Below are 15,701 nucleotides of genomic sequence, written 5' to 3' on the forward strand. Positions count from 1 at the left end.
ACCCCATGACCCACCACGAGACCTACACGGCTGAACGACGTAGCCGGTTCGACCGTCTGCTCGACCATTTCGACAACTGGCTCAACGCGACCGAGGACGACGCCGTTGCCACCGCACGCGGCCGGCAGGTCAGGCGCGTGCCGAACAGCAGGCGCCGGGTCTACCGCGATCCCCGCTGGGACACCGTGCACGCCTGCGAAGTGTGCCTGGGCACGGGGATCCGCCCGTCCGACGCCGTCTTTTGCCCGGACTGCACCGGAACCGGAGTCGTCCGATCCACCCCCACGGTGGCCGCCGCCGCCGAGCAACCCGCCGGACGGACAGGAGGAAGGCCATGAACCAGTGGCAGGAACCCCAAGCGATCGTGGAGCTGGCCAGAGAGGTCACGGTCGTCCGGACGCCGAACCCCATCATCGGCCTCTATCACTGGCGGTACGAGATCGCCGCGTTGCTGGTCCTCCCGTACGCGCTGGTCTCGCTGTTCCAGGCCGTCGGTCCGGTCTGGGCGGCGGTGGTGCTGTTCGGTGTCGTCAACTGGCTGTTCTACTGGCGCGCGGCCCGGAACTTCCTCCGCGGCCGGCTCCGCTCGATCGTCGTCCAGCACCGGCTGCGCACGGGGTTCGCCCGGGCGCGGGTCTGCACTCTCGACGGCAGGCTCCCGGTGATCCTGTGGACCAAAGCGCACGGCGACGAAGTCGATGTCACCGTGTTCTGCCCCGCGGGGGTCGGCTACGAGCGCATCGAACAGCGTCGCGCCTTGCTCGCCGCGGCCTGCTTCGCCGCCGATGTCCATGTGTACCGACATCATCGGCGTGCAGATCTGGTGCACCTCTCGGTCTGCGACGCGCGGCTGCGGCGGGACGCGGAGGAAAGCCCCGCGGTCGTCACGCCCGGGATGTCCGCTGGGCGACGATATGCCGCGGAGGAGGCCGGTGGCACCCTTCGCCGGCCGGGGCTCGTCTGAGGAACGCAGGTCAACCGATTTGCTTGCCCGCCGCGTCGTAGGCACGCAAGGTCTTCTCCGCCTTGTAATCGGTGTTCGGGGCGTAGTAGGCGTACGCGCCACTCGCCACCTGGACCTGGACGATCGAGCCATCGGGCAGCAGGACCTCGACCTTGGCCACCTCGGGTGCGGTCCGGCCCCAGCCGAGGTGGCCCGGTCGGTACGGGATGGTCTGCGCCGCGGCAGGCGAGAGCTTGACGCCGGGTGGCAGCTGATAGGGGCCGTCGGTCCCGGTCATGCGGCTGCTGGTGTTGCAGTTCACCAGCCTTCCGGTCGACGACATCGCGAACACGAGTTCCCCGTCCTCGAAGGGAACGACCGGTCCAGGCCGCAGCAGAGCCGGGTCGATTTCGAAGTAAGGAGCGCAGGCGAAGGCCTTGGGCTGTTTCGGTCGCTCGGCCCCGGCGGGTCCCGGCGAAATCGGGCTCTCCGGGCCGACCCGTAACCGCGTCGCCATGGCTTCGGCCCAGACGCGCAACGCGGCCACCCCCAGTCCCGCCCGCTTGAGCACGAGCACCTCGTGGACGGTGCCGGACGGTTCTCCCGGCACCGCGCGCAGGATGAGGCGCGCCTCGTCGTCGTTCACGCGTGCCGGAAGCCCGGCGATCGTGAATTCACCGCCCATGCTGTCTCGAAGTGTGTCCTCGGTATCGAGTCTCACCTGTCGCGTTTCATCGGACTTCAGCACGGAACAGCCATTCGACTGGACGAGGTCGGCTTCGGAGGCGAGCGGCCCGATCCCGGCATCGTCGTACAAAGCCGAACACAGCACCCTGGCCTGCACGGGAGCGGGGAGGTCGAGCAGCGCGACGCCTTCGACCGGCTCGGTGTGTGCGAATTTCAGTGGCCAGCCAGGCGATTTCGGCTTGTCGTCGAGGATCACGGGCAGCAGGGCTTCGAGTGTCCGGCGAACCATGCCGGGCAGTCCCGGCTCGGCGCCCTGCTTCGCCACGGCCCGGACGTACAGGTTCGTCCCCTTGTCCGGCTCCACCGTCGTGGCCGACAGCAGTTCGACCGCCCCGTGCATCGCCTTGTCGCTGTCCGCGCCGATACGTGCCGGGCGGCCGTGCACACTCTCCGGGCGAGAACCGATCTCCGCCAAGGGAAAGCGTTCGGTGCTCACTTCCATCGCCAGGGTGGCGTTGTCGAGCAGGCACTCCGAGCGGTAGACGGTGTTCTGGACCTTCCGGCTCACCGGTGCGCCGAGCACGTCACGCCAGCGCGCGGGATCGAGGGCCTGGCAAAGCAGTTGCGCGCTGGGCTCCTCTTGGGCGTAGGCGATTCCGTCGCCGTAGGGCATGGTCACCGGCCGCAGGCCGAAATCGGGCGGGAACGAAGGTGGCGCGTCCTCGGCCGAGCAACCTGCCGACAAGGCCGTGACGAGCAGGGCCATGACAAGCGAGGACAGGGCCAGAAGACCAGGAAACCGGCTCACCCGGTGGAGGCTACGTGGTCGGCCGGGGACTGGTCCCCGTCATGCCCGGGACGTCCGCCGGGCGACGATATGCCGGGCAGGAGGCCGGTGACGCCATTCGCGGGCCGGGGCTCGCCTGAGGAACTCCTCGCGAAGCCGCTCGATGAATGCCTCTCCGCGAGAGTCGGCGAGCGGCCTCAGCGGGCCGGTCCGCGTATGGGCGGTGAAGAACGTGTCCGCGTCCGGATGGACCATCGGGAAGGACGGTTCCTCGTCCCGCTCCACCGTCGCGCCTTGTGCCTCGAGCGTGGGCACGAGGCGGGTCTCCCACGAGCGGTCCCCGGCGGAGACGTGCGCACGGAGGACGTCGGACAGCACCGTGAAGGCCCCGCCCGGTTCGGTGCTGGCCGGCCAATAGACGACCGAGAGCAGCCCGTCGGGCCGCAGAGTCCCCGCCCACGACAGGATCGTGGCGTCGGGTTCGGGCAGTTGCTGGAGTCCGAAGACCGACACGACGGCCGCCGCGGAGAGGCTCGGATCGAGCGTCGAGGCGTCTCCTTCGATGACATGCACCAGCGGGTTCCCGGCGGCCCGGCGTCGAGCCCGGGCGGCCATGCCCGCGGACAGGTCGATGCCGATGATCTCCCGGCCGGGCAGGTGCTCGGTGAGCACGTCCAGTTCTGGGAAGGTGCCGCAGCAGGGCACGAGAACGGGCCCTTCGGGTAGCGCTTGCGGGAGGGCTTTCACGGCCGCGGCGACCCATGGTGCGAAGCGGGGGACGTAGTAGGCCTCGTACCCGTCGACGGCCTCGTCCCAGCCGCGGGCGATGCGGGCGAGGTATCCGGCGTGCTCGGTCATCGGACCTCAGGACGCCGTCTGCAGGGCTTCCGCCTGCTCGGCGACCGGAGCGGTGACCACCCGTGCCGGGATGAGGAGCGAGCCCAGCGCGATCAGCCCGGTCAGCGCCATGGCGCGTTCGACCAGCCCCAGCGGGATCGCCCGCCACCACGGCTGGCCGCCGTTCATCGACACCACGATCGCCCCGATGATGACCCCGAACCAGGCCAGTGCCGCGACCGCGAGCACCCGGGTCACCGCCCGGCGGGCGGGGGACGAGGGGAAGACGGCCTTCGCGGCGAACCACACGGCCAGCGGCAGGGCGACGAAGGCCACCACGCTCGCGATCCGGTGCACCGTGCCGCCGGTGCTCGGCCCGATCGCCCAGTTGTTCTTGGGGAACGCCACGATCAGCACCAGGCTGAGCGTCCAGAGCGCGCAGAAGACCGAGGCCGCCGACAGCGCCGGGATGTGCTTGCGGCGGATCAGCACGCCGAAGCCGATCGCCGAGCCGATCGCGACCAGCAGGACCGCGACGTCGAAGATCCACTTGTTCTCACTCAGCGCGTATTCGCTGATGGTGCGGGAGACCGGGCTGATGTCGCTGGTGGCGGGGAGGACCTGCAGCAGCAGGATCAGCAGGGCTCCACCGGCGACCGAGGCCACGGCGGCCAGCAGGGCCAAGGGGGACCTGGCGGTGAGCTGGGGCGTCGTCATAGTCAAAAGGTAACCATCGAACCTGAAGATTCTCTTAGGCCAACCTGTCGGAATCGACAGGAATGTCCTGTTACCCCGGCCACATCGCAGTGATCGTTCCGGCACCGTCGGTGAGATCGCTGGGCCGAAAGGGGTGTCCGCGACTTGTGGCGGGTCCCTCAGGTGGGGTCACGGGTCTAGGGTCTCGCTACCGGTGACCTCACCCGGTCACCGGACTGTCCAAGGAGGTCAGTCTGTGGGGTATTCACCAAACCGGCGAAGAGCGGGATGGACGGCGGCGACACTGGTGCTCGCCGGCACGTTCGTGGCACTTCCGTCGGCCACGACGGCGGGGGCCGCGGACAACGTGGTGCGCGCCAATCAGGCCGTGGCACGGTCCTGTTTCGCCGCAGTGCAGAAATCCGGCACGTCGGGTACCGACCGGCGTGAGTTCACGTCCACTGTAGACGGTCTGCTGCAGGCGCGGATCGCGCCGCGCGGCGGTGGCGAAGGCGACTGGGACCTCGCGGTCTTCGACAAGGCCAGCGGCGCGGTGGTCGCCGCGTCCGCCGCGTTGCGAAGCCACGAGCTCGCCGAAGGATTCGTCAAGAAGGGACAGCAGCTGATCGTGCAGACCTGCCGGTACGCCGGTCAGGCACGCGACGCGCTGCTGGGAGTCGACTTCCTCGCGCTCACCCCGCAGGGAACAGCGACCGGCGCCGCGCCCGCGACGCAGCGCGCCGAACTGGTCCGGGTGGAAACCCCGGCGAAGCAGGACAAGGACAAGCTGCTCCGGCTCGGCCTGGACGTCACCGAGAAGGCCGACGCCACCGGCGTCGAGGTCGTTCTCGCCAACGACGCCGACCGGAAGACGCTGGCAGACAACGGCTTCAAGTCGAAGGTCGTCGACGCCGACCTTTCGGCGCGGTCGATCCAGAACGCCAAGACCGACCGCGAGTACGCCGCGAAGACGCCGGGCTCCACGCTGCCTTCCGGGCGCACGAGCTACCGGCACCTTTACGACTACCAGTTCGAGGTCAAGGAACTGGCCCGCAAGAACCCGAGGATCGTCACGGCGTTCACGCTGCCGCAGCCGACCTGGGAAGGCCGCGACGTCGTCGGAATCGAGATCGCGAGCGACGTCAAGAACATCGCCGACGGCAAACCCGTCAACTTCACCATGGGTGTGCACCACGCCCGTGAATGGCCGGCCGGCGAGCACGCCATGGAATGGGCCACCGAACTGGTCAAGGGCTACACGAGCAACAACCCCGAGATCCGGGGACTGGTCGGCCGCACGCGCAACATCGTCGTGCCGATCGTCAACGCCGACGGCTTCGAGATCTCTCGCGAGGCCGAGCCCAAGGGTGACTTCTCGCGCTTCGACTACGAGATGAAGCGTAAGAACTGCAACGTCAACGACTCGCCCAAGGAGTTCGCGACCGGCGTCTGCAAGGCGAACCCCGGCGGCCGTGAACGTGGCACCGACCCGAACCGCAACTACGCGGGCTTCTGGGGCGGCGCCGGCGCGTCGACCCTGTGGCGCAGCGACACCTTCCGCGGCTCCGGCCCGTTCTCCGAGCCCGAGACGCAGAACATCCGCTCCATCGTGTCGAACCGTCAGGTGACCAACCTGATCACCCTGCACACCTTCTCGAACCTGGTGCTGCGCGTGCCGGGTGTCGCCGCCGTCCGGCCGCCGCTCGACGAGCCGGCGTACAAGGCGCTCGGCGACAAGATGGCCACGCGCAACGGGTACACCAGCCAGCCGTCGTGGGCGCTCTATGACACGACCGGTTCGACCGAGGACTGGTCGTACTGGGCCACCGGTGGCTGGGGCTTCACGTTCGAGATCGGCGCGACCGAGTTCCACCCGCCGTTCGCCAGCGGTGTCGTCGCCGAGTACACCGGCGTCGCTCCCGCGGCAGGTGCGGGCAAGGGCGGCAACCGGGCGGCCTTCATCGACATGCTGGCCAACACCGCCGACCCGGCGGCGCACTCGACGCTGATCGGTTCGGCGCCGAAGGGCTACCAGCTGAAGCTGCACAAGACCTTCCAGACGCCGACGTCGCCGGTAGTGCAGCCGGACGGCTCGACCAAGCCGCCGGTCTACGTCACCGACAACCTGAACTCGTCGCTGGCCTCGACCGGTGGCCGGTTCGCGTGGTCGGTCAACCCGTCGACCCGTCCCTACGTCGCGGGCCGCTACGGCCGCGAGCCGCAGGGACCGGCGCAGCCGAACATCGCGGTGACGAACCCGGCCGGCGTGCCGGCGATCAACACCAACTACCCGACCGACCCGGCGTCCGAGAGCTTCGCGTTCCACGTCGACGGGCTCCCCAAGGTGGACAACGGCAAGTTCAGCGTCGACGTCAAGTGGGCCAGTCAGGACACCGACTGGGACCTGTACATCTTCGACGCGGCCGGCAACATGGTCTCGTCGTCGGCGAACGGTTCGACCACGGAAGAACACGCGATCCTGTACGACCCGCCCGCCGGGGACTACACGGCCGTGATGGTCAACTACGCGCAGGCCAGCCCGTCCACTGTGGACGACTGGACCGGCGGAGTGTCCTTCCAGTCCCCGATCCCGCCGACCTACGGCCCCAAGGAGGCGTACCAGCTGACCTGTACGTCGCCGAAGGGCAAGCTCGTCGGGCTCGCGGACGTCTACGTTGACCGCGGCCAGACGGTCGACGTCGGTGAGGTCTGCACCCGTTCCGCGCGCGCCAACAAGGAACGCCGGTAACAGTCAGTCATTTGCGCGTGAAGGCCCCCTTCCCTCGACTGAGCCGAGGGAAGGGGGCCTTCACGCGCAGCCGGGTCAGGCGGTGCCGACGACGCGGTCCCGCACGATCCGCATGGTCGCCGAGTCCACTGTGGACGGCTCGGCGGCGAGCCAGCCGCCGATCTCGTGCAGGAACTGCTCCGGCGTCATCGGTGGCGCGGGGGAGCGGTCATCGTCGTCCGTGGTGATCTCGCCGGTGCGGCTCGGGTACACGATCATCGCCCCGCACAGCGTGACGCCGGGCAGGATCCGCCGGTATTCGGCGAGGCTTTCGGTCAGCCGGCTCCCGCCGCCGCGGAAGGCGCGGCCGTTGCGCAGCAGGCGATCGCCGTCACCGGTTTCGTAGTGCCCGGGCAGCCACAGCTTCGATTCGACGAGCACGAGCCGTTTCCCGCACAGGACAGCGTGGTCGACGTCGGCGAAGACCGAGTCCGGCCACGAGAGGCCGTGGAAGATCCGCGCGCCCGGGAGCCGGGTGAGGTAGCGCTCGAGCAGGTCGGCGGTGAGGCGCTCGGCGAGTTCGTCGGGCTCGGTGCCGGGGGCGCCGAACACCCGCTTCCCGCCGAACTCGGCGGCGAACCGGTTCCTGGCGCGGGAAGCGGCGAGGTAGCCGCGGGCGAGCCGCTGCACGAGCAGGGCGGTCCCGGCGGTCAGGATCAGCCAGACGATCAGCGTGGGGGCCGAGAACCCGACGCCGGTCAGCACCGGCAGCAGGACCAGCACCATCCCGCAGACCGCCGCCACCACCGGGGTGTGCCCGGGGCCGCGTCGCCGTCCGTGGCGCACGCGCGCGTCCTGCGCGGCGAATTCCCACCACTCCAGGTCGTCCGGATCGATCACGACCTGTTCGGGGACATACCCCGGTTCGTCGCCGAACGGCCGTCGCGGTCGCGGCCGGATCGGCACCCGCACGGAGCGCCCGTCCGCGTCGTACCCGGCGCGCAGCATCGGATCGCTGAGCGTGTCGTAGGCCTCGCGGACGAGCTGGAACGTCAGCGCGGATCCGCCGGCGTCCGGGTGATGCGACTTCGCGAGCCGCCGGTAGGCGGTTTTGATCTCCGTGGCCGAGGCGGCCTTGCCCACGCCGAGCACGTCGTAGTAATCGACATCGGGCACGGGCGGTTCACCTCCAAAGGGCCGGGCCGCAACACTATTCGGCCGCCGTGCCGGGGCCGCAACCACCTCCGCGGCGCGTCGGGGTGACCCGCGGTCATACTGTTTCGCTTGTGGCGGAACGAGGTCCACCTCCCGTGCGTCCTGGATATCGTGGAGATCGACAGGACACGAGGAAGGACCACGGTGGGAGAACCGGTTACCGGCACGGCGGCGGGGGTGCCGTTCACCGCCTTGCCGCCATCGGCCGAGGTCAGCGGCCCCGCGCCGGTGGTCGTCGCCTGGCACATGATCGATTCGCCCCGCACCGACGCCGCGTTCGCGGCCGCGTTGCCGCTGGCGGGAGTGCCCGCGTGGCGCGTGTACCTCGGAATGCCGTTGTGCGGCGCGAGAATGATCGACGGCAGCATGGACGCCCTCGTCGAACGCGCCCGGCGCGACGCGATGCTCGCCTACGTCGATCCGATCGTCCGCCAGGCCGCGCTGGAGTTCCCCGCCGCACTGGCTGAACTGCGGGAACGCTGCGGTTTCGACACCTCCCGGATGGCCGTCGCCGGCGGTTCGCTGGGCGGTTCCGTGGCGCTGACGATCCTGGCCACGCGGGAGATCCCGGTCCGCGCCGCGGCGCTGGTCAACCCGGCGGTCCGCGCCCGTTCGGTGGTCGGACTGGTGGAAGGCCTTGTGGGGGAGCCGTATCAGTGGAACGACGAGTCGGACCAGGCGGCGGATCAGCTCGACTTCGTCGCACGATCGGGTGAAATTTCGGCCAGGGAAAAGCAGGTTCCGCTGCTGGTCGTGAGCGGCGAGGAGGATTTCCCGTCGCTGCGCACGGACGCGGACGATCTCGTCGGCGCGTTGCGCGGGCAGTACACCGTCCCGGACGACGTCCGGCTGACCCGGGTGCCCGGCCTCGCGCATCCGCTGGCCGACGACCCGGGAATCGAGCCCGCGCCGCAACTGCCGATCGCCAAGGCTGTCGACGACGAGGTCACCGAATGGCTGGTGCGCCACCTCGGCTGACGAGGCTCAGCAGGCGGCGGGCGGCGCGGACCGGGCGGGACCGAATTCCAGCCGCAGCTTGTCGGTTTTCGGGACCACGAAGGCGACACCGCTGCCCGCCCGCCAGTTCGACGGCACGAACACGTACTGGCCGCCGGACTGCAACAGCAGTTTCAGCCCGGTGTACCGGTATTTGTAGGCGGCCGCGGGGTCGGCGCACTTCACCTGAAGGACACCGTTCGTGGTGAGGTTGAGGCTTTCGGCGCTGTAGATCGTCGCGGCGGGGCGGGCGGGGATCTGCGCCGCGACCTCGAACCCGCGCCGGACCCCGACGGCGCTCGAATAGTCGCTGACGGCCCAGAACAGCCCGATGGTGACCAGGACATAACCCAGGAAGAGCTCCAGCAGGCTCGACCTCGGCACGGACGCCCACTGGCGCCAGGCGAAGAGCACCATCAGCACGCCGAGCGCGAAGCCGAGCCCCGGCAGTCCGGGGCGGTCGCGGAACGGCTCCGGGTTCAGCGCGACGAGCACCGTCGCGACGATCAGGACGACGCCGAGCCCGGCGGCGATCGGCGTGCAGACGCGGAGCAGCCGCGCCCAGGCGTGTCCGGTGAGGCGGAGCCGGAGAAAGCCGACCAGGATCAGAAAGCCCAGTACCGCGCCCGCCGCGCCGGCCAGCGGCAGGAGGACGCCGTCGATGCCCCGCGCGAAGATCTCGTCCGGTGTCTGTCCCAGCAGCGTGTAGTGCACGCGGAAATAGGCGAAGAACGTCTGGGTGTCGATGAGCCCGAAGAAGTAGAGCAGCGCGGTGAGCAGGGTCGTGTTGGCCAGCACCGTGCCGATCAGCTTGAGCGCCCGCGGCGGGCCGGGATCGGGCTCTGCCGCTTTCGGCTCGGGTCTGCGGAGGCCGCGCCGCGAGGTCATCCGGACGTGGTCTCGCCGGGTTGCTCATTGCCGGGGGACGGGCTCTCCGACGTCGTCGACTCCTCGGTGACCTCGGACTTGCACGCGACGGCCCGGATCGTGACCGTCCCGCCGGGCTTGACCGGTGAATGCGTGATGGTGCTGATGCACTCGCCCAAGCCGTTGATCACGACCTTCACGCCGCACAGACTCCCGTCGGGGCAGCCGCGCCGGATGTCGTCCTCGATATCCGATTTGGCGATCGGGGGAGAGGCGCCGAGACGGGTGTGGTCGTAGGTGATCGGGCTGCCGGGCACTCCCGGCCGCTCGGGGTTCTCGGTGCGACCGCCTCCTTCGCCGGACGGCTGCGACGAGGCGGACGCCGTCGGGGCGGTCTCGGTGGCCACGCCGGTGCCGGTCTGGTCGGCCGGTGCGGTGTCCCGGGGAGCGGACGTCCCGCCGCATCCCGCCGCGAGTCCTAGGGCGGCGATCATCGCCACCGCGCTGAGCAGCCGTTTCATCGACCTCACCGTCCCTGGAAGACGTCTCTCCTGATTAAGGACGCGGAATGAGGGCTCCCTGATACGTCCTGCTTTGGTCCATTCAGGGGTATTTCGCGCGATCCGCCTTTTCGGGCAGTTCGAGGGGGACCGGAGGGCGACAACTTTGCGGACCAGGCTTCCGACCGGCTCCAAAATATGTTAAGAAACTTTACTAACTAATAGGGAGGCGCGTTTTGAGTTCATCCCCGCAGCCGGGGCTCGAGCGGAAGATCGGGCCTCTGCAGGCGACGGCCATCAACATGACCCAGATGTGCGGGATCGGCCCGTTCGTCACCATCCCCGCGATGGTGGCGACCCTGGGCGGCCCGCAGGCCATGTTCGGCTGGCTCATCGGCGCGCTCATCGCCCTCGCCGACGGCCTGATCTGGGCCGAACTCGGCGCCGCCCTCCCCGGTGCCGGCGGGACCTACGTCTACCTGCGCGAAGCGTTCGGGTTCCGGACCGGCAGGCTCATGCCGTTCCTGTTCGCCTGGAGCGCGGTGCTGTTCATCCCGCTGATCATGTCCACCGGCATCATCGGCCTCGTCCAGTACCTCGGGTACCTGATCCCGGGGGTGTCGGACGAGGGCGGGACCACCGGGCTCGGCAAGGTCATCGGGCTCGGTGTCATCGCGCTCGTCGTGCTGGCGCTGTTCCGCAAGATCGGCGAGATCGGCAAGCTGACCACCGTCCTGTTCGCGATCATGCTGTTCGCCGCGCTCTCGGTGATCGTCGCGGCGTTCACCCACTTCGACGCCGCGCAAGCGTTCGCCTTCACGCCCGGGGCGTTCTCGTTCGACGGCGGCGCGTTCTGGGCCGGGCTCGGCGCGGGCCTGATCATCGCGATCTACGACTACCTCGGCTACAACACCAGCGCGTACCTCGGCGGCGAGGTACGCGACCCGGGCCGGACTCTGCCGAGGTCGATCCTCTTCTCGATCCTCGGCATCATGAGCCTGTACTTCCTGCTGCAGCTCGGGGTCCTCGGCTCGATCCCGCTGGAGGAGCTGAAGAACGCGACGTCCGTCGCCTCGACCGTGCTGGAACAGGCCTGGGGCACCGGTGCGGCCAAGGTCATCACCGTGTTCATCGTGATCGCCGCGATCGGTTCGGTGTTCGCCGGGCTGCTCGGCGGCTCGCGGGTGCCCTTCGAGGCCGCGCGCGACAAGGTGTTCCTGCCGGTGTTCGCCAAACTGCACCCGAAGCTGAACCTGCCGACCGCCGGTGTGCTGACGATGGGCGCCATCGCCGCGGTCGGCTCGCTGTTCACCCTGACCGCGGTGATCAACGCGGCGGTGACGGTGCTCGTGCTCATCCAGTCGCTCGCGCAGGTCGCCGCGATCGTGGTGCTCCGGCGTCGCAGGCCGGAGCTGGAGCGGCCCTACCGCCAGTGGCTGTACCCGATCCCGACGATCATCGCGCTGCTCGGCTGGGTCTACATCTACTTCTCCGCCACGTGGCTTTCGATCGGGCTCTCGGTGGGGTGGATCGCGATCGGCGTGGTGGCGTTCCTCGCCTACGCGAAGGCGGAGCGGGTGTGGCCGTTCGGGCCCACCGGCATTCAGGAATCGTTCGCAGGGGCGGCAGAGGGGACTGGGAAGTGACGGGGGAAGACCTGATCCTGGGGATCGACTTCGGGGGCACGAAGGTGGCGATCGGGCTGGCCGACAGAGCCGGGAGCCTGCTGGCCACCCGGCGGCTCGACACCGACGCGGAGGCGGGCGCCGAGCAGGTGGTGAGCCGCGCGCTCGCGGCGGCACGGAAACTGCTCGCCGACGAAGGCGCCGCGGACGACCTCGTCGCGATCGGCGTCGTCAGTCCCGGCATCGTGCTGGAGGACCGCATCCTGCTGGCCCCGAACGTGCCGGGCTGGGAGGAACTGCGGCTGAGGCGACTCGTCGCCGCCGAGTTCGGCTCGATCCCGATCGAAGTGGGCACCGACGCCAAGGCGGCGGCGCTCGCGGAATGGCGATGGGGGGCACTGGCGGACACCGATCCGGCGGTGTTCCTCTCGCTGGGGACCGGTATCGCCGCGGCGGTCCTGGTCGGCGGCCGGCTGCTGGCCGGCGCGAATGGCGCTGCGGGAGAGATCGGGTACAACCTCCTCTCACCGCAGGACACCGACGGTTTCGCCGGCGGAGCGGCGCCGCTGGAGGAAGCCGTCGGTGGGCGTGGGCTGGGTGGCCGGGCGAGTGTGCTGCTCGGCCGCCCGGTAACCGCGGGCGAACTGTTCGGCCTCGCCAAGGAGAACGCGCAGGCGAAGGAACTGGTCACGGCCGCGCTCGACGAACTGTCCATGCACGTCGCGAACCTCGCCATCACGCTCGACCCGCAGCGCATCGCCGTCGGCGGCGGCTTGGTGCGCTCGGCCGACGTCCTGCTGCCCGCGCTGCGTGAGCGGCTGGCGCAGGCCGTCCCGTTCCCGCCGGAACTGGTATCGGCGAAATTCGACCAGGACGCGTCCCTGCTGGGTGCGATCGCGCTGGCGCTGGGAGCCTAGCGACAGTTTGAGAGACACGCCATCGGCACGGTCCTGGCTTTCGGGACATGGCACGCGGTCGTCTGGGCCGAGGCTGTGTGGAAATAGGGACACTCAACGTCCCTATTTCCACACAGGTCCTTACTCGGATCCGATACGGGAACGGGGGCCGCGTCTCCGGCGGGCTTGACCGCGCGCGAGGGGCAGCAGGGCTTGTGACTGTGTGGATTTTGGGACATCTGACGTCCCAAAATCCACACAGTCCCGCGATCCTCCGTTGATCAAGGCACACCCAGCCGCGACCTGGGGCGTTCACCAGGACACTCGCTCCGCTCTCCGGCCGCACCTCCGCCAGAACCCGAATCGCCACTCACGACCCCACCGGCGAGATCACCGACCGAAGCCGCCGGGCCTTCGCTAGATCCGATCTAGCGAAGGCCCGGCGGCTTTCTCGCGCCTAGGGGGTGAGGCGAGAGGAGGTCCCGGTGAACGAAAGCCCACTACAGGTGGCGGTGATCATCGGCAGCACCCGGGAGGGGCGGGTGGGGGATGCCGTCGGTAAATGGTTCACCGGCCGCGCCGAGATCAGGAACGACCTCGTCGTCGACGTCCTCGACCTCGCCGACTTCGACCTGCCCGCCGGGTTGCCGGAGCAGGCGACTCGCGAGATGACGCGGTTCACCGAGCGGGTCGACGCGGCGGAAGGGTTCGTCGTCGTCACCCCGGAGTACAACCGCAGCTTCCCGGCGTCGCTCAAGCAGGCGATCGATTGCGCCTACGACGAGTGGCGCGCGAAGCCGGTCGGGTTCGTCTCCTATGGCTACCGCTCGCAGGGTCTCTACGCCGTGGAGCAGCTGCGATCGGTCTTCACCGAACTGCACACCGTGACGATGCGGGACACGGTCGCCTTCAACCTTCTCGACGGGACCTTCGCCCGCGACGGCACCCCGTTCGACACCGAGGGGCAGGGCCAGGCCGTGACCACCCTGCTCGACCAGCTCACCTGGTGGGGCTTCGCCCTGCGCGAAGCGCGCACCTCTCGCCCGTACGTCTGCTGAAGCTTCTGAAAGGAACAAGGAAATGACTGAACTGGCCATCGAGGCCTCGGGGCTGGTCAAGGTGTTCGGGGACAACCGGGCGGTCGACGGGATCGACCTCAAGGTCCCCGCCGGCACCGTGTACGGCGTCCTCGGGCCCAACGGCGCCGGCAAGACCACCGCCGTGAAAATGCTCGCGACCCTGCTTCGCCCCAACAGCGGCGAGGCTCGCATCTTCGGCAAGGACGTCGTCCGCGACGCCGACGCGGTCCGCTCCATGGTGAGCCTGACCGGGCAGTACGCCTCGGTCGACGAGGATCTCACCGGGACCGAGAACCTGATCCTGATCGCCAGGCTGACCGGCCACCGCAAACCCGCCGCGCGGGACCGGGCGGCGGAACTGCTGGCGGCGTTCGGCCTGACCGAGGCCGCGGGACGGCAGGTGAAGAACTACTCCGGCGGGATGCGGCGGCGGATCGACATCGCCGCGAGCATCCTCAACACCCCGGACGTGCTCTTCCTCGACGAGCCGACCACCGGTCTCGATCCCCGCAGCCGCAACCAGGTCTGGGACATCGTCCGCGCGATCGTGCAGCACGGCACCACCGTCCTGCTGACCACGCAGTACCTCGACGAGGCCGATCAGCTGGCGTCCCGGATCGCGGTCATCGACCGCGGCAAGGTCATCGCCGAGGGCACCAAGGGGCAGCTGAAGGCGTCCGTCGGTGCCGGGGCGGTCCACGTCCGGCTGCGCGACGCGGACCGGCGTTCCGATGCCGAAACCCTGCTCACTCGGGTCCTCGAGGCGCAGGTGCAGCTCGAGTCCGATCCACTCGCGCTGACCGCGCGGCTCGCCGGCGACAGCACCGAGCAGGGCGCGGCGGAGCACGCCTCGCGTGCGCTGGCCGAACTCGCCCGCGCGGGAATCGTCGTCGACACCTTCTCCCTCGGCCAGCCGAGCCTCGACGAGGTCTTCCTGGCCCTGACCGACCACACCGCCACGCCTGAGGAGAGTGCAGCTTGAGCACCACGGCAGTCAAAGAAAACGAAACCGTTCTCGCGGCACCGAAGGCGGAGGATCTCGCCGCCGTCCTGATCGCGAAGAACCGCCCGCCGCGCCCCAGCGCGCTGTCGGCCTCGGTCACCTTCGGGTGGCGCGCGATGCTGAAGATCAAGCACGTGCCCGAGCAGCTGTTCGACGTCACGGCGTTCCCGATCATGATGACGCTGATGTTCACGTACCTGTTCGGCGGCGCGCTGTCCGGCTCGCCGACGGAGTACCTGCAGTTCGTGCTGCCGGGCATCATGGCGAGCAGCATCCTGATGATCACCATGTACACCGGCATCTCGGTCAACACCGACATCGAAAAGGGCGTGTTCGACCGGTTCCGCACGCTGCCGATCTGGCGGCCGTCGGCGATGGTCGGGTATCTGCTCGGCGACATGCTGCGCTACCTCATCGCGTCGCTGGTGATCCTCGGCGTCGGGCTGATCATGGGCTTCCGTCCCGGCGGCGGGTTCGGCGGCGTGGCCGCCGCGATCCTCCTGCTGCTGGCGTTCTCGTTCGCGTTCTCGTGGATCTGGACGATGTTCGGCCTGCTGCTGCGCAGTGAGAAGTCGGTGATGGGCGTCAGCATGATGGTGCTGTTCCCGCTGACCTTCCTCAGCAACATCTACGTCAACCCGGAGACGATGCCGGGCTGGCTGCAGGCCTTCGTCAACGTCAACCCGGTGACCCACGTGGTCGCGGCGGTCCGCTCGATGATGGACGGCAGCTGGGACGGCGGCGAGATCACCTGGGTGCTGATCGCGGGCGGGGTCATCCTCGCGGTGTTCGGCACGCTGACGATGCGGCTCTACAACAGGAAATGACCGGGGGTGACAAGG

General features: G+C 69.2%; 15 protein-coding genes. 9 read left to right on the forward strand and 6 right to left on the reverse strand.

What is annotated here, in order from left to right; translation table 11 throughout:
- The first annotated feature begins 5 nt into the window (after nucleotides 1–5).
- Nucleotides 6–338: a hypothetical protein gene (locus ACLJRL_RS06210; protein WP_410655007.1), complete on the forward strand. Its 333-nt coding sequence runs from the start codon at nucleotides 6–8 to the stop codon at nucleotides 336–338.
- Nucleotides 335–964 carry a hypothetical protein gene (locus ACLJRL_RS06215; protein ID WP_410655008.1) on the forward strand — a complete coding sequence of 210 codons (630 nt, stop codon included), beginning with the start codon at nucleotides 335–337 and terminating at the stop codon, nucleotides 962–964. Before ACLJRL_RS06210 ends, ACLJRL_RS06215 begins: the two co-directional genes overlap by 4 nt.
- A gap of 10 nt (nucleotides 965–974) precedes the next feature.
- On the opposite strand, the gene ACLJRL_RS06220 is transcribed toward ACLJRL_RS06215, so the two are convergent.
- The 3 genes from ACLJRL_RS06220 to ACLJRL_RS06230 are packed head-to-tail and all read right to left on the reverse strand — an operon-like array spanning nucleotide 975 to nucleotide 3,971.
- A complete protein-coding gene (locus ACLJRL_RS06220; RefSeq protein WP_410655009.1) occupies nucleotides 975–2,438 on the reverse strand; it encodes a hypothetical protein in 1,464 nt (487 codons plus the stop codon).
- Nucleotides 2,439–2,477: 39 nt separating this feature from the next.
- Nucleotides 2,478–3,275, reverse strand: coding sequence for a class I SAM-dependent methyltransferase (locus ACLJRL_RS06225; RefSeq protein WP_410655010.1), 798 nt, complete (start codon nucleotides 3,273–3,275; stop codon nucleotides 2,478–2,480).
- A gap of 6 nt (nucleotides 3,276–3,281) precedes the next feature.
- Nucleotides 3,282–3,971: a DUF998 domain-containing protein gene (locus ACLJRL_RS06230; RefSeq protein WP_410655011.1), complete on the reverse strand. Its 690-nt coding sequence runs from the start codon at nucleotides 3,969–3,971 to the stop codon at nucleotides 3,282–3,284.
- Between the two features lie 235 nt (nucleotides 3,972–4,206).
- Between ACLJRL_RS06230 and ACLJRL_RS06235 the strand changes: the two genes are divergently transcribed.
- Nucleotides 4,207–6,699, forward strand: coding sequence for a M14 family zinc carboxypeptidase (locus ACLJRL_RS06235; protein ID WP_410655012.1), 2,493 nt, complete (start codon nucleotides 4,207–4,209; stop codon nucleotides 6,697–6,699).
- Between the two features lie 75 nt (nucleotides 6,700–6,774).
- Here ACLJRL_RS06235 and ACLJRL_RS06240 read toward each other — a convergent pair whose 3' ends face one another.
- On the reverse strand, nucleotides 6,775–7,854 hold the full coding sequence (locus tag ACLJRL_RS06240) for a J domain-containing protein (protein WP_410655013.1): 1,080 nt from the start codon (nucleotides 7,852–7,854) through the stop codon (nucleotides 6,775–6,777).
- A gap of 183 nt (nucleotides 7,855–8,037) precedes the next feature.
- Here ACLJRL_RS06240 and ACLJRL_RS06245 point away from each other — a divergent pair, with 183 nt between their 5' ends.
- Complete coding sequence (locus tag ACLJRL_RS06245; RefSeq protein ID WP_410655014.1) at nucleotides 8,038–8,871, forward strand: alpha/beta hydrolase family protein; 834 nt, start codon at nucleotides 8,038–8,040, stop codon at nucleotides 8,869–8,871.
- Nucleotides 8,872–8,877: 6 nt separating this feature from the next.
- On the opposite strand, the gene ACLJRL_RS06250 is transcribed toward ACLJRL_RS06245, so the two are convergent.
- A complete protein-coding gene (locus tag ACLJRL_RS06250) occupies nucleotides 8,878–9,777 on the reverse strand; it encodes a hypothetical protein (protein ID WP_410655015.1) in 900 nt (299 codons plus the stop codon).
- Complete coding sequence (locus ACLJRL_RS06255; RefSeq protein WP_410655016.1) at nucleotides 9,774–10,277, reverse strand: hypothetical protein; 504 nt, start codon at nucleotides 10,275–10,277, stop codon at nucleotides 9,774–9,776. The genes ACLJRL_RS06250 and ACLJRL_RS06255 overlap by 4 nt, the downstream gene beginning before the upstream one ends.
- 215 nt (nucleotides 10,278–10,492) lie before the next feature.
- On the opposite strand from ACLJRL_RS06255, the gene ACLJRL_RS06260 reads away from it, so the two are divergent.
- The 5 genes from ACLJRL_RS06260 (at nucleotide 10,493) to ACLJRL_RS06280 (ending at nucleotide 15,686) form a co-directional block, all read left to right on the forward strand.
- Entirely contained in the window at nucleotides 10,493–11,902 is a 1,410-nt protein-coding gene (locus ACLJRL_RS06260; RefSeq protein WP_410655017.1) for an APC family permease, read from the forward strand.
- Entirely contained in the window at nucleotides 11,899–12,798 is a 900-nt protein-coding gene (locus ACLJRL_RS06265; protein WP_410655018.1) for an ROK family protein, read from the forward strand. Before ACLJRL_RS06260 ends, ACLJRL_RS06265 begins: the two co-directional genes overlap by 4 nt.
- A 464-nt stretch (nucleotides 12,799–13,262) precedes the next feature.
- Complete coding sequence (locus ACLJRL_RS06270; protein ID WP_410655019.1) at nucleotides 13,263–13,835, forward strand: NADPH-dependent FMN reductase; 573 nt, start codon at nucleotides 13,263–13,265, stop codon at nucleotides 13,833–13,835.
- A 22-nt stretch (nucleotides 13,836–13,857) separates the two neighbouring features.
- Nucleotides 13,858–14,838, forward strand: coding sequence for an ATP-binding cassette domain-containing protein (locus ACLJRL_RS06275; RefSeq protein ID WP_410655020.1), 981 nt, complete (start codon nucleotides 13,858–13,860; stop codon nucleotides 14,836–14,838).
- Nucleotides 14,835–15,686, forward strand: coding sequence for an ABC transporter permease (locus ACLJRL_RS06280; RefSeq protein ID WP_410655021.1), 852 nt, complete (start codon nucleotides 14,835–14,837; stop codon nucleotides 15,684–15,686). The genes ACLJRL_RS06275 and ACLJRL_RS06280 overlap by 4 nt, the downstream gene beginning before the upstream one ends.
- Nucleotides 15,687–15,701 lie beyond the last annotated feature (15 nt).

Source organism: Amycolatopsis sp. lyj-112 (assembly GCF_046549055.1).
Taxonomy (GTDB): domain Bacteria; phylum Actinomycetota; class Actinomycetes; order Mycobacteriales; family Pseudonocardiaceae; genus Amycolatopsis.

Coding starts and splice junctions, on each gene's coding strand:
- ACLJRL_RS06225 (WP_410655010.1), bottom strand. CDS start 3,275: ATGACCGAGCACGCCGGATACCTCGCCCGCATCGCCCGCGGCTGGGAC.
- ACLJRL_RS06215 (WP_410655008.1), top strand. CDS start 335: ATGAACCAGTGGCAGGAACCCCAAGCGATCGTGGAGCTGGCCAGAGAG.
- ACLJRL_RS06230 (WP_410655011.1), bottom strand. CDS start 3,971: ATGACGACGCCCCAGCTCACCGCCAGGTCCCCCTTGGCCCTGCTGGCC.
- ACLJRL_RS06210 (WP_410655007.1), top strand. CDS start 6: ATGACCCACCACGAGACCTACACGGCTGAACGACGTAGCCGGTTCGAC.
- ACLJRL_RS06255 (WP_410655016.1), bottom strand. CDS start 10,277: ATGAAACGGCTGCTCAGCGCGGTGGCGATGATCGCCGCCCTAGGACTC.
- ACLJRL_RS06250 (WP_410655015.1), bottom strand. CDS start 9,777: ATGACCTCGCGGCGCGGCCTCCGCAGACCCGAGCCGAAAGCGGCAGAG.
- ACLJRL_RS06275 (WP_410655020.1), top strand. CDS start 13,858: ATGACTGAACTGGCCATCGAGGCCTCGGGGCTGGTCAAGGTGTTCGGG.